Origin of the sequence: Streptomyces xanthophaeus (genome assembly GCF_000725805.1) — a bacterium.
GTDB classification, from domain to species: domain Bacteria; phylum Actinomycetota; class Actinomycetes; order Streptomycetales; family Streptomycetaceae; genus Streptomyces; species Streptomyces xanthophaeus.
Genome location: NZ_KL647134.1, coordinates 21,348 through 43,076, shown reverse-complemented (window position 1 = coordinate 43,076; position 21,729 = coordinate 21,348). Strand labels below are relative to the sequence as shown.

Sequence of the window (21,729 nt, the reverse complement as noted above, 5' to 3'; positions counted from 1 at the left end):
AGAGAGAAGATCCCATGCAGATGGAACTCCCCCCCGGCCGGGTGGTCATGGTCGGCTTCGGCAAGCTGCTGCTGAACCAGATGGAGCAGTTCCTGCCGGAGAACAGCGTGGTGGTGGTGGAGGACCCCGACATCATCCGCAAGCGCACGGTCCACGAGGCCGCTGCCGAGCTGCGCTGCGTCGCCTCCGTGGTCGAGGCCCCGTACCACCAGGACCTGGCGCTCGTCGCGGCCGTCGAGGAGCACCTGGCGGGAGAGCCCGTCGCCCTCGTCATCGCCGGCCTGGAGTACGGCGTACACGGCGCGGCCGTGCTCGCCGAACGGTGGGGGAGGCCCGGCGCCGGAGCCAAGGCCGCGGCCGCGCTGACCGACAAGCTGGAGCTGCGGGCCGCCGCGCGGGCGGCCGGCCTGCACAACCCCGAGTGGACCGAGGTGTTCGGCCCCGCGGACGCCGAGAGGTTCGCGGACGGCGGACCGGTCGTCCTCAAGCCCGCGAACCGGCACGCCTCCCTCGGCGTGCAGCTGCTGGAGGCGGGCGACGACATCGCCGCCGCCTGGGAGCTGACCGTCTCCGCCCGCGACGACCTGATGCTGCCCGACCGGGAGCTGGCCTGGCGGTACATGGCCGAACGCCGGCTGCACGGCCACGAGTACAGCGTCGAGGCCCTCGTGCGCGGCGGGCGGATCGTGTTCCTGAACGTCACCGACAAGCTCACGGCCGGCGGCCGCTACCCGGTCGAGCTGGGCCACGTCGTCCCCGCCGGACTCCCGGACGAGGTGCAGCAGGGCTTCGAGGACGCCATGACGCGGCTCGTCGCGGCCGTCGGCTACGACACCGGCATCCTGCACGCCGAGTGGATGCTCGGCGAGGAGGGCCCGGTCCTCATCGAATGCGCGGGACGGGTGCCCGGCGACTCGATCACCTTCCTCCTCGACGCGGCGTACGGCGGCAACGTCATCCGCACCCTGGTGGAACTGCTCGCGGGCGGCAGCCCGCGGCTGCCCGGCGGGGCCCCGATGGCCGCGGCCATCCGCTTCCTCACCGCCCCCGCGGGCACGGTGACGGCCGTGACGGGGATCGAGGAGGTGCAGCAGCGGCCCGGCGTGCTGCGCGCCGCCGTCGCCGTGGCCCCCGGGGACCAGGTGGCCGAACTCCGCTCCTCGTGGGACCGGGTCGGCGAGATCATGCTGCTCGCCGCGGACCACACCGCGGCCAGGGCGGCCGCCGACGAAGCGGCCGCCGCCGTCCACATCGCCGTGGACGCGGCGGACGCCGTTGACGCGGCGGACGCCGGGGCCGCACGGTGAGCGCCGGGCAGGCGCAGGGCGGCCGCATCGCCCGCCTGCGCGAGTCGCTGCTCGGCCCGGCCGCCGTCAAGGGCGGGGTCGCCTTCCTCGCGATCGGCCTGATCGACGCCATCGGTACGGGCATGTACCTGGCGGGCTCGGCGCTGTTCTTCACCACCGTCGTGGGACTGACCGTGGCCCAGGTGGGCATCGGTCTGTCCATCGCCGGTGTGCTCGGGCTCGCCGCCCAGCCGGTCATCGGATGGCTGGCGGACCGCTGGACCCCCCGCAGGCTCCTGGCCTTCCTGAACATCTACCGGGCCGTCGGCTTCACCGCGTACGTCTTCGCCGACGACTTCCTCAGCTTCCTGCTCATCGCGGCCTTCCTCGGCGTCGGTGAGCAGGCCGTGTTCCCGATCTACCAGGCCCTCGCCGAGCAGATGGCCGGTGCCGACGGGCGCGTCGCGATGATGGCCCGCATGCGCGTCGTCTTCAACGTGGGCTTCACCCTCGGCGGGCTGCTCGCCAGCCTCGCCATCGCGGTGGGCACCCGCGCCGCGTTCAGCGCGATCGTCCTGGGCAACGCGGCGTCGTTCGTCCTCGCCGCGCTGCTGCTGAGCAGGCTCACCCTGAACCAGCCGGCCACCCCGGGCGAGCCGAAGTCCAGGAAGTCTCCGCTGCGGCTCGTCGCCCTGCGCGACCTGCGCTACGTCGCCGTGTCGGCGGCCAACGGCGTACTGGTCCTGCACATGGCGCTGCTCGGCATCGGCGTACCGCTGTGGGTGAGCGAGCACACCTCGGCGCCCAAGGCCCTGGTCGGCCTGCTGCTGGTCGTCAACACCGTGCTCGCCGTCGTCTTCCAGGTGCGGGCCTCGGCCGGTACGGAGAACGTGGCGGGCGGAATCCGGGCGATGCACAAGGCGGCGGTGGCCCTCGTGGGCTCCTGTGCGCTGTTCGCCCTGGCGGGCTACGACCTGCCCGTGGCCGCGGTCGTCGCCCTGCTGGTCCTCGGGCTCGTCCTGCTCACCGCGGGCGAGCTCTACCAGTCCGCGGGCGGCTGGGGCCTGTCGTACTCCCTGGCCCCCGACCGCTCCCGGGCCGAGTACCTGGCCACCTTCAACCTGGGCACGAGCGCCCAGTTCGTGCTCGGGCCCACCATCGTCACGGTCGGCGTGATCGGCACCGGCACCACGGGATGGGTGGTGCTCGGCATCGTCTTCGTCCTCGCCGGCATCGCGGTGGGCCCGCTGGCCAGGGCGGCCGAGAAGCGGCCCGCCCTGCGCACCGGCGCGCAGCCGGACCCGGCCGCGGCCCCCGCCGGCTGAGGCACGGCACACGATGACCCACCAGTGAGACGAGGAGTTGACCGGATCATGGCCGAGAGCAGGGTCCTGCGCCGCCCGAACCCCCGGCCGGGGGCGGCCGTGCGCCTCCTGTGCCTGCCGCACGCGGGCGGTTCGCAGAGCCTGTACCAGGAGTGGGCGCAGCTGCTGCCGCCCGAGGTCGAGCTGGTCGTCGCCTGCCCGCCCGGGCGGCTCGACCGGATCGACGACCCCTGGCCGGCCTCGATCGCGGACATGGCGGCCGGCTTCGTGACCGAGCTGGTCCCCTGGCTGGACCGTCCCTGGGCGGTCTTCGGCCACAGCATGGGGGCCCTGGTCGGCTACGAACTCGTCCTGCGGGTCCAGCAGATGGGCCTCCCGGCCCCCGTCGGGCTGTTCGCCTCGGCCTGCGGGGCCCCGGGCCACCGGAGCGACGGCGGGCAGCACGTGATGACGGACGACGAGCTGTGCGCCGAACTGGCCGGGCTTGGCGGGATCGATCCGGAGCTGCTCGCCCTGCCCGAGATGCGGGAGATGGTGCTGCCCGTCATCCGGGGCGACTACGAGCTGCTGTCCCGCTACCGGCCGCGCCCCGGCGAGCTGCTGTCCTGTCCGGTCAGCGTGTTCGTCGGCCTGGAGGACGTCGAGCTGTCCCCGGAGGGGGCGGCCGCGTGGGGCGGGCGGACCTCGGGACCGTGCGAGGTGGTGGAGTTCACCGGCGGCCACTTCTATCTCTCCGAGCAGCCGGAACGGGTGATCGGAGAACTGCTCGCGGGCCTTCCCTTCGCGGGAGTTTCCGGCCGCGCATTCGAGTGATCCGGCCAAATGCGGGTGGTGGCCCCGGACTTCGAAGGAATTCCTGTGACTCGGGTCTCGCAGTGAAGTCTTGATATTCGGCGGCCACTTCCGGCAGGATAATCTCCGGTGCGAGTGGGCGCCGGCTCTTCCTTCGTGCGAGGAGTCTTTGCGTTCCCGCCGTCCGCCATTTCTTCATGGCGGCCGCTGCCCCGTACCGCCGGCCCTTCCGTGCAACGGTCCAGGCGATGTCGAACGGGACCCTCTTCGGGCTTTCTGCCCACTTCCGTGAATCACCCCCCCCTTTTTTTGACGACAGAGGTCACGCGTGAGCGAGTTGCGGTTCCATTGGTGCTCCCCGCTGGAGAGCGGTCAGAAGAAGGCCTCCGGACAGTACGACGCGGGAAGTCTCGACTTCGACGGCATCGTGTCGTTCGTCAAGGAGGCGGAGGAAATCGGTGTCGATTCCCTGCTGATGGCGATCAGCTATCACATGCCCGACCCGCTTCCCATGCTCGGTGCGCTCTCGCACCTGACGGACCGGATCAACCTCCTTCTGGCGTACCGTCCGGGCCTGCTGTCGCCCACGTTGTTCACCCAGGTCATCAACACCGTTTCGTGGATGTCGGACAACCGGGTCAACCTGAATCTGGTGGCGGGCATCTCGCCGATGGAGCAGGCCTACTACGGCGATTTCCTCGACCACGACGCACGCTACGAGCGGGCCGACGAATTCCTGGAGATCCTGCACGGCCTGTGGGAGAACAACGGCCCGCTCACCTACGACGGGAAGCACTACCGCATCGAGAACGCCCAGCTGGGCCTCGGGTACAAGGGCGGCGGCCGTCCCCGCGTCTACATCAGCGGCGCCTCGGGTGTGGCCCAGCAGACCGCCGTGCGGCACGGGGACTGCTGGCTGCGGTACGCCGACACCCCGGAGGAGATCGCCAAGGCCGCGGCGCCCGTCCTGGAGCAGGGCACCGCGGTGGGCCTGCGGATGCAGGTCCTGGCCCGGCGGACCCGCGAGGACGCGCTGGCGCAGGTCGCGGAGATGATGCGCGAGCCCGACGAGAAGCACCGCAAGTTCATCGCCGACTTCCTGGCCACCTGCGACTCGGAAGCGGTGAAGAACTCCTTCCGGCTCGCCGACTCCTCCGGCGACGACTGGCTCTCGCCCTACCTGTGGTCGGGCGCCGTCGCCTACCGGGGCGGCCCGGCGCTGTGCATCGTCGGCAGCTACGAGGAGGTCGCGGACTACATCCTCGAATACAAGGCCGCGGGCGTCAGCGAGTTCATCTTCTCCGGCTGGCCGTCCCGCGAGGAGATGCGGATCTTCTACGCGCACGTGCTGCCGCTGGTCAGGCAGCGCGAGGCGGAGGCCGCGGAGGCCGCAGAAGCCGAGACCGCGCAGTCCGGTGCCGCCGGTGCGGTGAACTGATGGCGGGGCCGGCGCGCGAGCGTGCACGGTTCCTGCTCTTCGGTACGGGTGTGCTGCTCGGCCTGGTCGCCGAGCAGGTGGTCATGTTCGCCGTGCCGCTGCTGATCTTCCAGGACACCAAGGACATCTCCGTACTGGGCATCTCCTTCGCGCTGGAGTGGCTGCCGGGCCTGCTCGCCTTCCCCTTCGCCGGCCTGATCGCCGACCGTGACGGCGGGCCCCGGCTCTTCTCCCGGGTGAACGCGGGGCGCGCCGTCGTCCTGCTCCTCGTCCTGGCCGCCTGCGCGATATCGCCCTCGTGGACCACTCCGGCGCTGATGGCCGGGGCCGTGTTCATGTCGCTGCTGATGGCACCGATCCGGCTGTCGGTGGAGAAGGCGGTGCTGCTGCTGGCCAAGGGCGAGAAGGTGGCCCGTACGCAGTCCCTCGTACAGAACATGGAGCTGCTGGCCATGGCCCTCGGGCCGGCGCTGGCCGTGCTCGGGGCGGCGGTCATGGGGAAGCTGTGGCTGCTGGGCATCGCCGCGACGCTGTGCGCGCTGTCGGCCCTGTGCTGGCTGCCGCTGCCGCGGGGCGAGCGCCAGCCCAACCCGGGCAGCGCGGCCGCGACCGTGGCCGAACTGCGCCTCGGCTGGTCCCTGCTGATCCGCAACAAGCCGGTCGTGCTGCTGGTCAGCATCAACTTCTCGATCAACCTGGCCTTCGCCACCGCTCTGAGCGTCAACGCGGCCGTGGTCACCGATGTCTTCAAGGCGCCGGAGTCCTCGTTCGCCCTGCTCAACACCCTGGTGGGGGTCACCGGCCTGCTGAACCTGATGCTGGTGCCCCTGCTGCTGAAGCGGGTCCACGTCAAGGCGCTGGGCGTGTTCGGCTTCGTGCTGCTCAGCGCCTCCCTGCTGGGGCTGGCCTCCTCCCCGTCCTTCGCGCTGTACGCGACGGCCTACGTGGCGGCGCTGATGGGCGTCGCCTACTTCAACGTCTACAACCGCACCCAGCGCGTCAAGGTCATCCCCTCGGCGCACCTGGGCAAGGTGATGGGCCCGTTCTACCTGCTCAACACCCTGTCCTATCCGATCGGCGGACTGCTGATCGCCTTCCTCGGCAACTCGCTGGGCCCGCAGCTGCTCGTCGGGACCCTCGCGGTGCTGCTCGCCCTGTACGGCCTGGTGGTCCTGCCGCTGACCATCCGCGGGTTCGACGTGGCCATCGCCGCGGCGGAGCAGCAGCGTCCGCTCGCGGACGTGTCGGGCGGCTGACCCGCCGCGACCGCCTTCCCCTCCAAGATCAGGAGCACTACGTGCACATCGTCATCGTCAACCGGTGGCCCAGGTTCACCGAGGGCGTGCGCTGGGATCACGAACTCACCCGCTACGACGAGTTCATCGATCACGAGGAGCACCAGGTCAGCTACGTGGTGGACCGGGTCGGTGCCACCGGCGTCCGGGCCGCGCGCGAGCGCATCGCGGCGATGGCCGAGGTGGAGGACATCAGTTCCTTTGAGGACCTGCGCGCCGCCGTGACGCAGGTGGTGCAGCAGGTCGGCCGCCCGGTGGACCAGATCATCACGCTGTCCGAGTTCACCCTCGACGCCGTGGCCCGGGTCCGCCAGGCCCTGGGCATCCCCGGCCCCGGCCCCGAGGAGGTGGCCGTCTACCGCAACAAGGTCCGGATGAAGGAGCTGCTCGCCGAGGCCGGGCTGCGGGTGCCGCACTTCGCGGGCTGCGAGAGCGTCGAGCAGACGCTGGAGTTCGCCGGCACGTGCGGGTACCCCCTGATCGTCAAGCCGGTCGACGGGGCGGGCAGCATCGGGGTGCACCTGATCGAGGACGAGCAGGCCCTGCGCGCCCTGTGCGGGACGCAGGAGCTCGACGGCAACGAGATCGAGGAGTTCATCTCCGGCACCGTCCACCACGTCGACGGGTTCGCCGACGCCGACGGGAAGATCGTCTTCCAGGTGGTCTCCCGGTACCTGAACGACTGCCTCTCCTTCGAAGGCGGCGCACCGCTCGGCTCGGTGGTCCTCCAGCGCGGCGAACTCCGTGAGCGCGTCGAGCAGTTCACGCAGAGCTGCGTCACCGCGCTCGGCATGCGCGGGATGCCCTTCCACCTGGAGCTCTTCGTCACCGAGGCCGGGGAACTGGTCTTCCTGGAGGTGGCGGGCCGGATCGGCGGCGGCGAAGTGCCCTACCTCATCCACAAGCTGTTCGGCGTCAACCTCTTCGAGGTGTGGCTGAAGTCGCTGACCGGGAAGCCGCTCCCGGCGACGCCGAAGGACGGTGACCCGGCCGGCGGATGGCTGATCATGCCCAAGCCGCGCGTGCTGCCCGCCGAGGTGCTCTCCGCCACCCGCATGAGCAGCCTGGCCGGCTCCGTCTGGCGCGAGCTCGTCCCGCAGCCGGGCGACGTGCTCGACGCGAGCGGCGGCTACGACAGCCTCCAGAGCGGACGCTGCATGGTCGTCCAGGACTCCGAGGCGCAGGCGGAAGCCGATCTGCGCCATCTGATGGAGCACTTCCGCATCGAGTTCTCGTCCCGCTAGCGGGACGACGCGCCGCGTCGAAGCGGCCCCACAACCCCGATTCCCAGGAGTGGAGTGTTTCCCTTGACCGATCGTCCCCTTGTGGCCCTGGTCTACCAGCGGCCGGGCATGCCCTGGATGTTCGAGGGCGCCCGGCGGGCGGAGGTGGACGTCGTCCTGATCCACCGCCCGAACCCGCGCCCGGACGAGGCCCTGCCCGCGCAGCTGCCCCCCGCCGTCGTGCGCACCGTCGCGCTGGACATCTTCGGGGACGAGGCCGCAGCGCTGGCAGCCATCGAGGAGCTGCACCGCGAACGGCCGCTGGCCGCCCTGGTCACCGCCCTCGACGTGGCCGTACCGTTCACCGCCAAGGCGGCCCGCGCGCTGGGCCTGCCGGGCCTGAGCGAGGAGACCTCCTTCGCGGTGCGCGACAAGCGGGAGATGCGCCGCCGCCTGGACCAGGCCGGACTGAACACGCCCGCCTACGTCGCCCTGTCCGGCCCGGAGGACTGGAAGCTCGCGGCCGACCTCGTCTTCCCCGTCGTGGTCAAGCCCGCCGGAGGCTTCACCAGCCTCGGCGTCACCCGGGTCGACTCGGCCGAAGAGCTCCAGACCACGGTGAACTCCGTGTGGGAGGTGTGCCGGCGCTACCTCGGATACGGCGGCGACTCCGCGCAGTTCGAGGGCCTGGTCGTGGAGGAGTACCTCGACGGCGACGAGTACTGCATCGAGTCCCTGTCCTACCGGGGCCAGGTGAAGATCCACACGATCGGCTACAAGGGACGCCCCGAAGGCCCCTTCTTCGAGGAGAAGGTCTACCGCGCCCCGGCCCCGCTGTCCCCCGAGGTCGAGCGGTCCATCGTCGAGCAGATCACCGGCGCCCACGCCGCCCTCGGCGTCACCGACGGCCCCACCCACTCCGAACTGCGCCTGCGCGGCGAGCAGGCCTACCTGCTGGAGATGGGCGCGCGCGTCGGCGCCTCCGGTGCCTCCCACCACATCGTGGAGTCCGTCACCGGCGCCGACTTCGCCGCAGACACCTTCCGCATCGCCATGGGCCGCGAGCCCCTCGGCTGGCACGAGCCCGTCCAGCACGTGGGCACCGGAGCCATGTACTTCGTGCCCGTCGGCGGATCCGGCCTCATCACCGGGATCGCGGGCCTGGACGAGGCCGCGGCCGACCCCCGGGTCGACCGCATCATCCAGCTGCTGCACCCGGGCAACCGCATCCTGCCCTACCCCGAGTACTCGGGTTACCCCGGCTTCGTCTTCTCCCGGCACGACTCCTACGAGGACGCCGAGGAGTTCCACGACGGGCTCGACGAATCCGTCGCCATTCACTACGAGTAGGCCCCGCCCCCCAGCTCCCCGCCCGGCATCCCCCGCCGGGCGGGGACCGCCTGGCCTGCGCACCAACAGTCCCCGGGCGCCCGTGGGCACCGGACTTCAAGGAGTCAAAGAACATGACGACAAGCGCCGCGGCCTTGTCCCCTCCCGCAGCCGGTACCGGCACCAAGCCGCCCCTGCGCCGTGTCCTCGGCAAGTTCGCGACCGGGGTCGCGGTGATCGCTTCCCAGGGTGAACGGGGTCCCGTGGGCGTACTGGTCAATTCCTTCACCTCGGTGTCCCTCACCCCGCCGTCGGTGCTCTTCTGCATCAGCACCGCGTCCCGTACCTGGCCGTCCATCGAGAGGTCCGGATTCTTCGCCGCCAGCTTCCTCGCCGACGGCCAGCGGACGGCGGCCGAACGGTTCTGGCGCTCCGACGACGACCGCTTCTCCGGGTCCCCGGTGATGACCGCCTCGACCGGCGCCCCGGTGCTGTCGGAGGCCCTCGGCTACGTCGACTGCAAGGTGACGGACGTCCTGACCCGCGACGACCACCACGTCGTGCTCGGCGAGGTCGTGGACGCCGGGGTGCTGAACGCGGGCCGGCCGCTGCTGTTCTTCGAAGGTGCCTGGAACACCGCGCAGGAGCCCGCCGCATGAGCGACGACCTCCACGCGCAGCCCGCCCCGGACCCCGAGCTGCTCCTGATCGGCGTCGGCCTCATGGGCCGGCCCTACGTCCGGGCCGCGCACCGGCTCGGGCTGCGCGTCCGCGCCGTCGAGGCCGAGACCCGGGCCGAGGAGGCCCGCGGCCTCGTGGACGAACTGGAGCTGAGCCAGGGCCGCTACGGCTCCCTGGACGAGCTGTGGGCCGAATCCGCCTACGAAGCGGCCCTGCGGCGCAGGCCGGACGGCGTACTGGCCTTCACCGAGTCCCACGTCCTGGCGGCGGCCCTGGTCCAGGACCGCCTCGCACTGCCCGGGCCGTCCCTCCAGGCCGCGGCGATCTCACGGAACAAGGCGCTGCAGCGGGGCCGTTTCCGGGCGCACGGCATCGGGCAGCCCGAGTACCGGCTCACCGGCAGCCTCACCGAGGCCGGACCCTGGGCCGAGGCCCGTCTCCCGGTCGTCGTCAAGCCGCTGTCCTCGGCCGGCAGCGAGGGAGTGGAGCTGGTCCCCGGGGCGGACGCGTACCGGGAGGCCGCGGTGCGCCGCGGCGGCGAGGGCCTCCTGCTGGTCGAGACGGCCGCGCAGGGGCCCGAGTACAGCTGGGAGGCGCTGGTCCAGGGCGGGAAGGTGTGGTTCGCCAACCTCACCGCCAAGGAGACGACGGGCCCGCCGCACTTCGTCGAGGTCTCCCACCGGGTGGCCGTACAGCTGCCGCCGGAGGAGGCCGCGGTGGTGGACGCCCTCGGGGAGTCCGTCATCGAGGCGATCGGCATGCGCACCGGCCTGGTCCACCTGGAGTTCCGGCTGACCGCGACCGGCCCGCAGGTGATGGAGGTGGCGGTCCGTACCCCGGGCGACTACCTCATGGACCTCTGCTCGCTCGCCTACGGGATCGACTGGTTCGAGATGGTCGTGCGCCTGGCCGTGGGCGCGCAGCTGCCGCCGGCTCCGCAGGCCCCCGTCCGGTACGCGGCGAGCCACTTCGTCGTGTCCGAGCCGGGCACCGTCGTGGCCGTCGAGGGCCTGGAGCAGGTGCGCGCCCACCCCGCCGTCGTGGACTGCGGAGTGTCCGTGGCCGTCGGCGACCGCATCGCGGCGACCTCCTCCTCCGGACAGCGCACGGCCTTCGCCGTGCTGGCCGCGCCCTCGCGGGAAGCGCTCGAAGAGGCGCTCGCCCAGGTGCGGAGCACCCTCCTCGTCACCACGGAGGTCCACGCGCAGACATCACGGGGAAGGGACGCACCGGAGTGACCATTCACGACAAGGCCTATGACGTCATCACGGACGACATCTTCCTGCGGCTGCCCGGCGAGCTGCCGGGCAGCGAGCTCTTCCTCAAGATCGAGGGCCTGAACCCGGCCGGCTCCATCAAGCTCAAGACGGCGGTCGGGCTGATCTCCGACGCCGAGTCCCGGGGCCTCCTGGGCCCCGGCGGCCGGGTCATCGAGTCCTCCTCGGGCAACCTGGGCGTGGCCCTGAGCATGGTGTGCGCGGCCAAGGGATACGAGTTCACCTGCGTCACCGACCCGAACGCGTCCGCGCAGAACGTGGCGGCCATGAAGGCCCTGGGCGCCCAGGTGATCGTGGTGGAGGGCCGGGACCCCAACGGCGGGTTCCTCGGCTCCCGCATCGCGCTCATCGAGCGCCTGGTGGCCGACGACCCGGCCCTGCTGTGGACCAACCAGTACGGGAACAAGGCGAACCCCCGCATCCATTCGATACGCACCGCCGCGTCCACCATGGCCAAGATCGGCGCGGTCGACTACCTGTTCGTCGGAGCGGGAACCACCGGGACCCTCATGGGATGCGCGGAGTACTTCCGCCGCTTCTCGCCCGCCACCCGCATCATCGCCGTCGACACGGAGGGCTCCGTCACCTTCGGCGGACCCAGCCGGCCCCGGTACATCCCCGGGCTCGGCACCAGCCGGCGTCCGGAACTGCTGGAGCCGCACCTGCTCGACGAGGTCGTCCTGATCGACGAGAGGGACGCGGTCCGCGCCTGCCGGGCCGTGGCCCGCCGCCACGGCGTCCTCGTCGGCGGTTCGACGGGCTCGGTGCTGGCCGCCGTGCTCGAACGGGCCGCGAGCATCCCCGAGGGGTCACGGGTCGTGGCGCTCTCGCCCGACCTCGGTGACCGCTATCTGTCCACCGTCTACAACGACACCTGGGTGGCGGCGCGTTTCGGCGCCGAGGCGCTCGACGCCGCCGGCCGGCCCCCACTTCCCGTCCCGCTTTAGGAGCAGTGCACCAGCATGTTCGAGTTCGACGTGGTGGGCGGCACCACCGCCCGCAAGATCATCAGTGAGTCCCGCTCGGACCTGGTCTCGGTGGTCCGCGACGCCTACCTGGCCCACCACCGGGGCGACTCGGTGAACCCCAACAGCTACTTCCTGCGCTTCCCCGACCGGCCGAGCGCGCGGATCATCGCCCTCCCCGCCTACCTGGGCGGCGACGTCGACGTGGCCGGGATCAAGTGGATCGGCAGCTTCCCCGAGAACATCCAGAGCAACATTCCCCGGGCGTCGGCCGTCCTGCTGCTCAACGACTACGCCACCGGCTACCCCTTCGCCTGCCTGGAGGCCTCCCAGATCAGCGCGGCCCGCACCGCGGCCTCCGCCGTCCTGGGCGCGGCCCGGCTGCTCGGCCGGACCGAGGCCGCGAAGATCGCCGTGGTCGGCTCCGGCATCATCGCCCGCAACATCGTCGAGTTCTTCGACGCCGAGGGCTGGACCGTCGGCGAGTTCGCCCTGTACGACCAGGTGCCCGAGTACGCCGGATCGCTGGCCGCGCACATCCGCGAGGAGCTCGGCCACCCCGCGGCCGTCTCCGAAGGCCTCGGCGACGCCCTGAAGGGCGCCGACGTGGTGGTCCTGGCGACCACGGCCGCCGAGCCCTACGTCACCGACCCCGACTCCTTCGCCCCCGGCCAGGTGGTCCTCAACGTCTCCCTGCGCGACATCTCCGCCGACCTCGTCCTGTCCTCGTACAACGTGCTGGACGACATCGACCACTGCCTGACCGCCCGCACCTCCCCGCACCTCGCCGAACTCAAGAGCGGCAACCGCGACTTCGTCTCCGGCGTGCTGGCCGAGGTCATCGAGGGCGGACTCACCCTGGCCGCCGACCGACCCCGCATCTTCTCGCCGTTCGGACTGGGCGTCCTCGACCTCGCCGTCGGCGCCTACGTGCACCGCCGCGCCGTCGAGACCGGGCAGGCGACCTCCGTCGCGGACTTCTTCGGGGAAACCCGCCGATGGGGGTGACCGGCCACCCCGAGCAGGTCCCGGGCGGCCCGCGCCCGCCCTGCGCCGCCTGACCGGCCCGCACCGCCTGACCGGCCCGCACCCCACCCTTCGAACCACCTAGCCAAGGAACGACCCCAGATGACCGACACCACCGTGACCACCGCCTCCGAGCGCGCGATCAAGCAGCAGAAGCCCTCCTCCCTCACCCGCAGCAGCCTCAAGACGCCCGCCGACGAGGCGCTGAGCCTGTACGAGCACTACTGGCCGCCGGTCGAGCACTTCGAGGGCTTCGACGCCGAGCTGACCGACTTCCTCGCCGCCACGCCCGAGAAGCAGCAGGCGGTCCTGGAAGGCCTGCGGCACGACCCCGAGGCGCAGGGCCGCTTCCTCCACACCCACCTCGGCTCCATCTACGCGCACTCCTTCGGGTACCGCGACGGCGCCTTCACCCGGCACACCGACGACGCCGCGGAGATCGCCCAGTTCGCCGCCAAGATCGCCCTGGAACGCGAGCTGTTCGACCACTGGGCCGCCGTCGGCGACCTCCCCGAGTTCGCCGACCAGCTGGCCGCCGCCGACCACCTCGACGAGCTCGCGGCCACCAACCCCGGCGTGGTCCACCCCCTCTTCGACTTCATCCGCGACGAGGCCTCGCGCGAGCAGATCGAGCGCTTCCTGCTCTGCGAGACGATCCGCAACGAGGTCGTCGACGACGAGGTCGCCCTCCTCGTGGTCGGGCTGCAGGGCATGCAGAAGGCCGTCGCCGCCGCCAACCTCTGGGACGAGTGCGGCCGCGGCAAGCTGGAGAACTTCCACACCTACTGGCTGCGGCGCCTGCTGGAGGCCACCGAGGACGGCTGGAACACCCTCGACGAGTACCGCCAGGGCCACCCCTGGTTCGGCAAGCTGACCTCCAACATCAACGCCGCGCTGCTCACCCGCCCCGCGCGCAAGATGATGGCGTACGGCTGCTTCCTGGTCTTCGAGAGCTGGGTCGAGCCGCACTTCGTGCGCATCCTGGAGGGCATGACCCGCGTCGGGCTCCTCGACGACGAGATGCGCATCTACTTCACCGCGCACGTGGCGATCGACCCCCGGCACAGCCGCGAACTGTCCGACGGCATGCGCCTGCAGCGCCCGGAGCTCGCCCCCGGTGAGATCAAGGACATCGTGTACGGCGCGCACCTGGCCTCGGAGACGGGCCGGCGCCAGTTCGACCGCATGCTCGGCTTCCTGCGCGCCATGCCGGCCGCCGACGCCGCCACCGCCGCCACGGCCTGACGAAGGCCCCGCAGCAGCGGGCGGGCGACGGCGCCGCGGCCCGGCCCCGTCGCCCGCCCCGCCCACCCGGAAGGAAGAGAAGTGCCCCCACCCGTCGTCCTCGTCGCGGACCCGCTCCCCGCGCACCTGACCGCGGAGCTCGCCCCGGAGTTCGACGTGCGCCACTGCACCGGCTCCGACCGCCGGGAGCTGCTGGCCGCCGTCCCCGAGGCGTCCGCCCTGCTCGTACGCAGCGCCACCCGGGTCGACCAGGAGGTCTTCGACGCGGCCCCGCTGCTGCGGGTCGTGGCCCGCGCCGGTGTGGGCCTGGACAACGTCGACGTGGAGGCGGCCGCCCGCGCGGGCGTCACCGTGGCCAACGCCCCGTACTCCAACGTGGTCAGCGTCGCCGAGCTCACCGTCGGACTCGTCATCGCCCTGGCCCGCCCCCTGGCTGCGGCCTCCGCGTCCGTCCACGCGGGCCAGTGGCGGCGCGTCGACTTCCAGGGCGTCGAACTGGCGGGCCGCACCGCGGGCATCCTCGGCCTCGGCAAGGTCGGCGAGCTCGTCGCGGCCCGGCTGCGCGCCTTCGACATGCGCGTCCTGGCCCACGATCCGCACGTACGGGCCGACGCCCTGGAGCGCACCGGCGCGCGGGCCGTGTCCCTGGAGGAGCTGCTCCGGGAGAGCGACGTCCTGACCGTCCACGTACCGCTGACCGACGCCACCCGCGGCCTGATCGGCGAGCGGGAGCTCGCCTGGGCCAAGCCCTCGCTGCGCCTGGTCAACACGGCGCGCGGCGGCATCGTGGACGAGTTCGCGCTCGCCCGGGCGCTGAAGGAGGGCCGCATCGCGGGGGCGGCACTGGACGTGTTCGAGTTCGAACCGCCGCTCTCCTCACCCCTCCTGGGGCTCCCCACGGTGATCGCCACCCCGCACATCGGCGCGGGCACGGCGCAGGCCCAGGAACGCGCGGGCCGGGAGGCCGTGGACGCGGTACGCCAGGTGCTGGCGGGCAGCGCCCCTGGCGAGGATCAGAGGCCGGGCGCCATGTCGTAGGTGACCCACATGGTCCGCGTGGCGACCTGGTCGTACTTGGCCCTCGCCCGGTGGTTGTCGTCGGCGGTGATCCACCGCACGACGCTCCAGCCGCGCTCGGCGGCGATCTCGCGCAGCGCGCCGAGCAGCAGGTCGGCGGCGCCCGAACCGCGGTGTTCCGGCGCCACGAACAGGTCGTCGAGGAAACAGCCGACGGTCGCCGACAGCGGCCGGGCGAACGGGCGGTAGTGGGCCAGGCCGACGAGGCGGCCCTCGGCGTCCTCGGCGACGAGCGCGCCCACCTCGTGGGCGGGGTCGTTCACCCACGCCCAGACCGTCCCGGCGGCCTCCTCGGTCTGCTCCACCCGGTAGAAGTCCGCGTAGCCGCGGTACAGGGCGCGCCACTGGGGGAAGTCCCCGGGCCGGGCGGCGCGGACGGTGATCTGGGACATGTGCATCACTTCCATGGTGGGGACTACGAGAAGGAGGGCCGGCGCCCGTGACGGGCGCCGGCCCTCCGCCGTGCCGCGGGATCAGCCGCGCAGCTCCTCGGCCACCAGCTCCGCGATCTGGACCGCGTTCAGGGCCGCGCCCTTGCGCAGGTTGTCGTTGGAGAGGAACAGCGCGAGGCCGTTGTCCGCGGTCTCGTCGGCGCGGATGCGGCCCACGTACGAGGCGTCCTTGCCCGCGGCCTGGAGCGGGGTCGGGATGTCCGACAGGATGACGCCCGGGGCGTCCGCGAGGAGCTCGTAGGCCCGCTCGACGCTGATCGGACGCTCGAAGCGGGCGTTGATCTGGAGCGAGTGGCCGGAGAAGACCGGAACGCGCACGCAGGTGCCGGAGACCTTGAGCCCGGGGATGCCGAGGATCTTGCGGGACTCGTTGCGGAGCTTCTGCTCCTCGTCGGTCTCGAAGGAGCCGTCGTCCACGATGGAACCGGCGAGCGGCACCACGTTGAAGGCGATCGGACGCTTGTAGACCGCGGGCTCGGGGAAGTCGACGGACTCGCCGTCGAAGGCCAGCTGGTCGGCCTTCTCGGCGACCGCGCAGGCCTGGGTGCGCAGCTCGGCGACACCGGCCACGCCCGAGCCGGAGACGGCCTGGTAGGTGGTGGCGATCAGCGCGGACAGGCCGGCCTCGTCGTGCAGCGGGCGCAGCACCGGCATCGCGGCCATGGTGGTGCAGTTCGGGTTCGCGATGATGCCCTTGGGGCGGTTCCTGACCGCGTCCGGGTTGACCTCGGACACGACGAGGGGGACCTCGGGGTCCTTGCGCCAGGCGGAGGAGTTGTCGATCACCACGGCGCCCTGGGAGGCGACCTTCTCGGCGAGGGCCTTGGAGGTGGCGCCGCCCGCGGAGAACAGCACGATGTCCAGGCCGGAGTAGTCGGCCGTGGAGGCGTCCTCGATGGTGATCTCCTGGCCCTCCCACGTGAGGGTGGAGCCCGCGGAACGGGCCGAGGCGAACAGCCGCAGCTCGTCCACCGGGAACTTGCGCTCGGCGAGGATGCCGCGCATGACTCCGCCGACCTGTCCGGTGGCTCCGACGATTCCGACCCTCACGGTGACTCCTTTGGTACGTACGACGCGGGCGCGCGTGAAGCCATCATGCGTTCGACCCCACGAGCCTTGTCCAATCCATTGTCCGAGGAACGGACGATGTTGTGGATGTGAACCCCTGTGACGTCTCCGTGGCGGGAGTGTTGCAGCCTCCCCGGAAGTCCGTTTTGCCAGGTCAGAGCTGGTTACCGTCCGGTCAGTCGCGTCCGGAGTCCGGACGTGGCAGACCGCAGACCGATCCGTCAGACCGCTGACCGACCCATCCGAAATCGGGGAGATCCACCGTGCGCGCCATCCGCCACCGCCGCCGGTCCATACCGGCCCTCGCCGCCCTCGCGGCCGCCGCCGTCGCCGCACCCGTCCTGCTCACGGCCACCCCGGCCGCGGCCCACCCGCGCGAGGGCAAGCTCGCCAAGGAGCTGGTGGAGGAGGTCACCGCGCGCGGCGCCTACCGCCACCTGGCGAAGTTCCAGCAGATCGCCGACGCCAACGGCGGCAACCGCGCCGCGGGCACGCCCGGGCACGCCGCCTCCGCCGCCTACGTGCACGACACGCTGAAGAAGGCCGGGTACGACGTCTCCTACCAGGACTTCGACATCTACGACGCCCACACGAAGACCGAGCGGACCACCGTCCTCAGCGGCTCCGGCACGCCGGGCCGCGAGCTGGCCACCGCCGCCTTCACCTTCACGAAGTCCACCCCGGCGGGCGGCCTGGCCGCGCCGCTGGCCCTGGCCCGGGTCGACGAGAGCCCCGGCTGCACCGCCGACGACTACCCGGCGGGCGCCTTCACCGGGAAGATCGCCCTGGTCAAGCGCGGCACCTGCACCTTCGTGGAGAAGCAGAACGCCGCCGCCGCGGCCGGAGCCCTCGGCGTCATCGTCTACAACCACAGCGGCACCACCCCGGTGCGCGGCGGGTTCTCCTCGCCCTCCGAGGGCCTCATCCCGAGCGCGGGCCTCACCCTGGCCGACGGTGAGGCGCTGGCCGCGGCAGCCGCGCAGGGCGAGGTCACGGTGCGCCTGGACCTGGACCAGGAGCACGTGAAGAAGACCACCCGCAACGTGGTCGCCGAGACCCGCGGGGGCCGCGCCGACCGCGTGGTGACGGTCGGCGCCCACCTGGACTCGGTCCCCGAGGGCCCGGGCATCAACGACAACGGCTCCGGTTCGGCCGGTCTGCTGGAGGTCGCGCTGAAGCTCGCGGACGAGGGCGCCAACAAGAAGGGGAAGGGGCCCGCCAACAAGGTCCGCTTCGCCTGGTGGTCGGCGGAGGAGCTGGGCCTGCTGGGCTCCGAGCACTACGTGGCGCAGCTGTCGGAGAAGCAGAAGAAGGACATCGCTCTCTACCTGAACTTCGACATGATCGCCTCGCCGAACCCGGTGCAGTTCGTCTACGACGGCGACGACTCGGACAAGACCGGCGCGGGCGCGGGCCCGGCGGGCTCGGCGCAGATCGAGGCGCTCATCAACGGCTTCCTCGACAAGAAGCGCAAGCCGCACGAGGGCAGTGACTTCGACGGCCGCTCCGACTATGGCCCGTTCATCGCGAACGGCATCCCGGCCGGCGGCACCTTCACCGGCGCCGAGGGCATCAAGACCGCGGAGCAGGCCAAGCGGTACGGGGGCACGGCCGGAGCCCCGTACGACCCGAACTACCACGGTGCGGGTGACGACCTGAAGAACCTGGACCTGAAGGCCTTCGACACCAACCTGGACGTGATCGCCCACGCGGTGGGCACGTACGCCGAGTCCCTGAGGTCGCTGGGCAAGTAGTCCCGCAGGGGGAGCGGGCACGAAGAAGGGGCGGGCGCCCGGACCAGGCGCCCGCCCCTCCTTCATGCGATCAGCGGGCCGCCGTTACGGCAGGACCTTCTCGATCTGCACGCTGCCGGTGCCGGCGGCGGTGCCGCGGGCGGTGAGCAGCTGGACCTGGCCGAAGAACTGCCGGCCCTCGGGGGCCGCGCTGGTGACCAGGACGTTCGCCGAGACCGATGCGGTGGCGCCGGTGGCGAGGTTCACCGCGGCGGCCTCGTCGACCTGGACGGAGCCCAGGGCGGCCGAGAAGAACACGTCGCGGTAGTCGTACGTGGTGGAGCCGGACGGGATCGCGTAGCCGATCACCTTCACGGTGTAGGTGCCCGCGGCCGGGTTCACCAGGCTCACGGCCTCCTCGGAGTCGCCGTCGGCGGCGGAGCCGACCTTGACGCCGTCCTTGTAGACCTCCAGGTCCAGGTCGGCGGCGGTGTCGGACACCTTGCCGATCGAGACGTCGAGGCGAGAGGTGCCCGCGGCGACCGCGACCTCGGTGGTGTGGGTCTCACCGTTCGCGATGGTCGGCTTGGCGACCTTCGCGGAGCCGAGCGGACCGCCCTTGAGCTTGCCACCGGTGATGGAGGCGGCCTCGTTCTTGACGCTCCACTGGACCGGGGCCGGGGTGCCCTGCTTCACCTCGGGCAGGACCTTGACCGCGGGGTCGAAGGCGGCACCGAGCAGGGAGATGTCGAGCTTGTACGGGTTGTCGAGCAGCGGCGACGTGCGGCGCGACTCGACCTCGATCTCCCAGACGCCCGGCGCCGGCTCGGGGTACGAGCGCACGTCGGGGCGGCAGGTGTTGGCCGGGTTGTTGTAGTTCGGGTAGCAGTTGACGGTGGACGTCGGGTCGACCGGCACACCGTACGGGTGGATCGCGATGAAGCGGGTCTGGCTGTCCGCCCCGAGACCGCTGAGGGCGACCTCCAGGCTCTTCGCGCCCGCCGGGACGGTCACGAAGTACGACTTGTGGCTGTTGCGCTGGACCGAGGAGGTCTCCGACAGGGCGAACGCGGGCTTGGCCAGCGGGGCCGAGGCGACCACGGTCGTCAGGATCTGCTTGTCGATGCCCTCGGTGGTCTCGTCGTCCAGCTGCAGGATGCCGCTGTGGACGCCGGCCGACTTGGCGTTGGCCTCGACCTTGATGGTGACGGGCTTGTTCAGCGGCAGGGTCACGTAGTCGTAGCCGCCGATGACCTTGAAGGTGCCGTCGTCGTTGCGCCAGCTCAGGTTGTGCCGGGTGCCGTACTTGACGCCCGTGGTGCGGGTGACGACGACGTTGTAGACCTTCTTCTGGCCGACCTTGAGGCCGCCCTCGCGGTCGTACAGGCCGGTGCCGAAGCCGGGGGTCTTCAGGAACTGGTCGATCGCGGTGTCGACCGGCGCCTTGACCGTGAACTCGTTCGCCTTGGCGTCGCGCTGGATGGACTCCCACGCGCCGGGGACGTCGATCAGGCCGGAGCCCTGGGCGTGCGCCGGGACGTCGGCGATCTTCTTCGCGGAGCTGGTGAGCGCCACGCGCAGGGAGGCCGGGGTGAGCTTGATGTTCTGCTGCTTGGCGGCCGAGATCAGCAGGGCGCTGGCGCCCGCCGCCTGCGGCGAGGACATCGAGGTGCCCTGGAGCATGCCGTAACCGGCGGGCAGGGTGTAGCCCGCCTCGGCCACCGGAGCGCCCGGCAGCCAGGTCTGGATGGTGTTGATGGAGGCACCGGGAGCGGTGATGGTCGGCGTGAACCCGCCGTCCTCACGCGGACCGCGCGAGGAGAAGGGGAACATGTTGTACTTCTTCGCCACGCCGGAGCCGTAGTTGGCGGCCCAGGTCTCCTTGGAGACCGCGGCGCCCACGGAGATGACCTTGTCGGCGAGGGAGGGGTCGCCGATGGTGTTGACGCCCGGGCCCGAGTTGCCGGCCGAGATGACCAGCTGGACGCCGTAGGTGTCGATGAGGTTCTTGTAGAGCTCGGAGCGCGCGTTGTTGCCGTCGTTCAGCGCCGGGAGGCCGCCGATCGACATGTTGACGATGTCCACCCCGCGGTTGACGACGAGGTCGATCATGCCCTCGGTCAGCGCGATGTTGGTGCAGCCGCCGCCCCAGGAGCAGGCGCGCGAGGAGACGAGCTTGGCGCCGGGCGCCTCGCCGTTCATCTTGCCGCCGAAGAGGCTGTTGGCGGCGGTGATGCCGGCGACGTGCGTACCGTGCTCGGACTCGATGATGCCGACGTTGACGAAGTCGGCCTTCTTGCCGACCCAGTCACCGCCCAGCGGGTCCATCGGGACGTCCTTGCGGATCTCGATCACGAACGGGATGCGCTCGGCGACCTCGGTCGCCGGGTTGTCCGTGCCGAAGTAGCCGATCTGGTAGCCGTCCTTGTACGGCTTCATCGGCTCGTTGTTCGTGAAGTCGCCGTCCTGGTCGGTGTCGACGCGGACGGTGCCCGCAGCGGCGTCGTAGAGCAGGCCGAACCGGTCGGTGGTGTCCCCGTCCCGGTTGACGTCGCCCGCCGCGTCACCGGTGGCGGTGATCGACTCGCTGAAGCGGCTCCACTGGAAGCTGCCTTCGGGGGCCTTCCAGCTCTGGCCGCCCGCGGTGAAGGTGCCGCCGGAGGGGGTGACCGGGGTGATCTGCGCGCGCCAGGTGGCGTCGTTGTCCGTGATCGGGTCGGTCGCCGTGACCCAGTCGACGATCTTGCGCTCGCCGGTGGTGGTCGTCTGCAGGGCCGGGTGGCCGAGGTCGACGCCCGAGTCCATGATGCCGATGGTCACGCCGCGGCCGTCGGCCTGCGGGTTGTCCTCGACGAAGTCGACCGCACCGGTCTCGAAGGACGGGTTGTAGGGGTTCTTCGCCGGGGTGTTCTTGTCCGGCGCCGCGTAGGTCTCGGCGGCGGTCTTCTTGACCGTGCCGGTCTCGCGGTCCGCGTCGGGGCGCGGGTCCGGCAGCTGGATCTCGTGCCGCAGGTCGATGCCGTGCACGGAGGACAGCTTGGCGGCCGCCTTCAGTGCGGCCTCCGCCTGCGCCGTGGGCAGGGTGGCGCGGACGTAACCGAGGTTGTCGTACGTCCGGCCCACCGAGGCGCCCTGGACCGCGTCGAGCTGCTCGGCGACCTGCTTGGTCTGGCCCGGGGCGGTCGCGACCATGACGGTGACGTTCGCGTCACCCTTGGCCTTGGCCTCCTGGAGCAGCTCGGCGTCGGCCGAACCGAGCTTCTGGTCCGCCGACTTGACGGCCGGGTTGGTGCCCGGTGCGTCGGCGCCGGTAGCGGCGAAGGCGGGCACGGCGCCGGCGGCCGCGAGGGCGGCGACCAGACCGGCCGCTGCCGCGACGCGCGCGACGCGTCTGGCCCCGGGTATGGAGCTGGGGGATTCGAGGGTCATCAGCATCCCTGGATAAGTGAAAGAAACGGTCCGGATTTCGGTGCCGGATGACCGGTCAGCTTTGCGCAAGGGGCAGCTCTTTGGGGAGA

The 21,729-nt window shown here is 71.5% G+C and carries 17 protein-coding genes; 14 read left to right on the top strand and 3 right to left on the bottom strand.

Annotated features, from left to right (window positions below; translation table 11 throughout):
* Positions 1-14 precede the first annotated feature (14 nt).
* From IO30_RS0134750 to IO30_RS0134690, 13 genes are all read left to right on the top strand, one after another.
* The gene (locus tag IO30_RS0134750) at positions 15-1,307 is read left to right on the top strand and encodes an ATP-grasp domain-containing protein (RefSeq protein ID WP_078904908.1); all 1,293 of its coding nucleotides are present in this window, start codon (positions 15-17) and stop codon (positions 1,305-1,307) included.
* On the top strand, positions 1,304-2,611 hold the full coding sequence (locus IO30_RS0134745; protein ID WP_051902786.1) for an MFS transporter: 1,308 nt from the start codon (positions 1,304-1,306) through the stop codon (positions 2,609-2,611). The genes IO30_RS0134750 and IO30_RS0134745 overlap by 4 nt, the downstream gene beginning before the upstream one ends.
* A gap of 48 nt (positions 2,612-2,659) precedes the next feature.
* On the top strand, positions 2,660-3,424 hold the full coding sequence (locus IO30_RS0134740) for a thioesterase II family protein (RefSeq protein WP_051902785.1): 765 nt from the start codon (positions 2,660-2,662) through the stop codon (positions 3,422-3,424).
* A 307-nt stretch (positions 3,425-3,731) separates the two neighbouring features.
* Entirely contained in the window at positions 3,732-4,841 is a 1,110-nt protein-coding gene (locus IO30_RS0134735; RefSeq protein WP_051902784.1) for an LLM class flavin-dependent oxidoreductase, read from the top strand.
* Positions 4,841-6,097, top strand: a complete 1,257-nt coding sequence (locus IO30_RS0134730) for an MFS transporter (protein WP_031149809.1) — start codon at positions 4,841-4,843, stop codon at positions 6,095-6,097. Before IO30_RS0134735 ends, IO30_RS0134730 begins: the two co-directional genes overlap by 1 nt.
* Before the next feature lie 41 nt (positions 6,098-6,138).
* Entirely contained in the window at positions 6,139-7,380 is a 1,242-nt protein-coding gene (locus IO30_RS0134725) for an ATP-grasp domain-containing protein (RefSeq protein ID WP_031149807.1), read from the top strand.
* Between the two features lie 63 nt (positions 7,381-7,443).
* Positions 7,444-8,709 (top strand): ATP-grasp domain-containing protein, encoded by a 1,266-nt coding sequence (locus tag IO30_RS0134720; protein ID WP_037896048.1) that lies wholly within the window; start codon positions 7,444-7,446, stop codon positions 8,707-8,709.
* Between the two features lie 113 nt (positions 8,710-8,822).
* On the top strand, positions 8,823-9,347 hold the full coding sequence (locus tag IO30_RS0134715; protein ID WP_078904356.1) for a flavin reductase family protein: 525 nt from the start codon (positions 8,823-8,825) through the stop codon (positions 9,345-9,347).
* On the top strand, positions 9,344-10,606 hold the full coding sequence (locus IO30_RS0134710; RefSeq protein WP_031149801.1) for an ATP-grasp domain-containing protein: 1,263 nt from the start codon (positions 9,344-9,346) through the stop codon (positions 10,604-10,606). Before IO30_RS0134715 ends, IO30_RS0134710 begins: the two co-directional genes overlap by 4 nt.
* Positions 10,603-11,592: a 2,3-diaminopropionate biosynthesis protein SbnA gene (gene sbnA, locus IO30_RS0134705; RefSeq protein ID WP_031149800.1), complete on the top strand. Its 990-nt coding sequence runs from the start codon at positions 10,603-10,605 to the stop codon at positions 11,590-11,592. The genes IO30_RS0134710 and sbnA overlap by 4 nt, the downstream gene beginning before the upstream one ends.
* A gap of 15 nt (positions 11,593-11,607) precedes the next feature.
* Positions 11,608-12,618: a 2,3-diaminopropionate biosynthesis protein SbnB gene (gene sbnB / locus IO30_RS0134700; protein WP_031149798.1), complete on the top strand. Its 1,011-nt coding sequence runs from the start codon at positions 11,608-11,610 to the stop codon at positions 12,616-12,618.
* 120 nt (positions 12,619-12,738) lie between these two features.
* Positions 12,739-13,881, top strand: coding sequence for an iron-containing redox enzyme family protein (locus IO30_RS0134695; protein ID WP_031149796.1), 1,143 nt, complete (start codon positions 12,739-12,741; stop codon positions 13,879-13,881).
* An 81-nt stretch (positions 13,882-13,962) separates the two neighbouring features.
* Positions 13,963-14,919, top strand: coding sequence for a hydroxyacid dehydrogenase (locus IO30_RS0134690; RefSeq protein ID WP_051902783.1), 957 nt, complete (start codon positions 13,963-13,965; stop codon positions 14,917-14,919).
* Here IO30_RS0134690 and IO30_RS0134685 read toward each other — a convergent pair.
* Entirely contained in the window at positions 14,895-15,350 is a 456-nt protein-coding gene (locus IO30_RS0134685) for a GNAT family N-acetyltransferase (protein ID WP_031149792.1), read from the bottom strand. The two genes, IO30_RS0134690 and IO30_RS0134685, sit on opposite strands and share 25 nt — an antisense overlap.
* 81 nt (positions 15,351-15,431) lie before the next feature.
* A complete protein-coding gene (locus tag IO30_RS0134680; protein ID WP_031149790.1) occupies positions 15,432-16,460 on the bottom strand; it encodes an aspartate-semialdehyde dehydrogenase in 1,029 nt (342 codons plus the stop codon).
* A 281-nt stretch (positions 16,461-16,741) separates the two neighbouring features.
* Between IO30_RS0134680 and IO30_RS0134675 the strand changes: the two genes are divergently transcribed.
* Positions 16,742-18,232, top strand: coding sequence for a M28 family metallopeptidase (locus IO30_RS0134675; protein ID WP_051859775.1), 1,491 nt, complete (start codon positions 16,742-16,744; stop codon positions 18,230-18,232).
* An 84-nt stretch (positions 18,233-18,316) separates the two neighbouring features.
* On the opposite strand, the gene IO30_RS0134670 is transcribed toward IO30_RS0134675, so the two are convergent.
* Complete coding sequence (locus tag IO30_RS0134670) at positions 18,317-21,640, bottom strand: S8 family serine peptidase (protein WP_031149786.1); 3,324 nt, start codon at positions 21,638-21,640, stop codon at positions 18,317-18,319.
* Between the last annotated feature and the right edge of the window lie 89 nt (positions 21,641-21,729).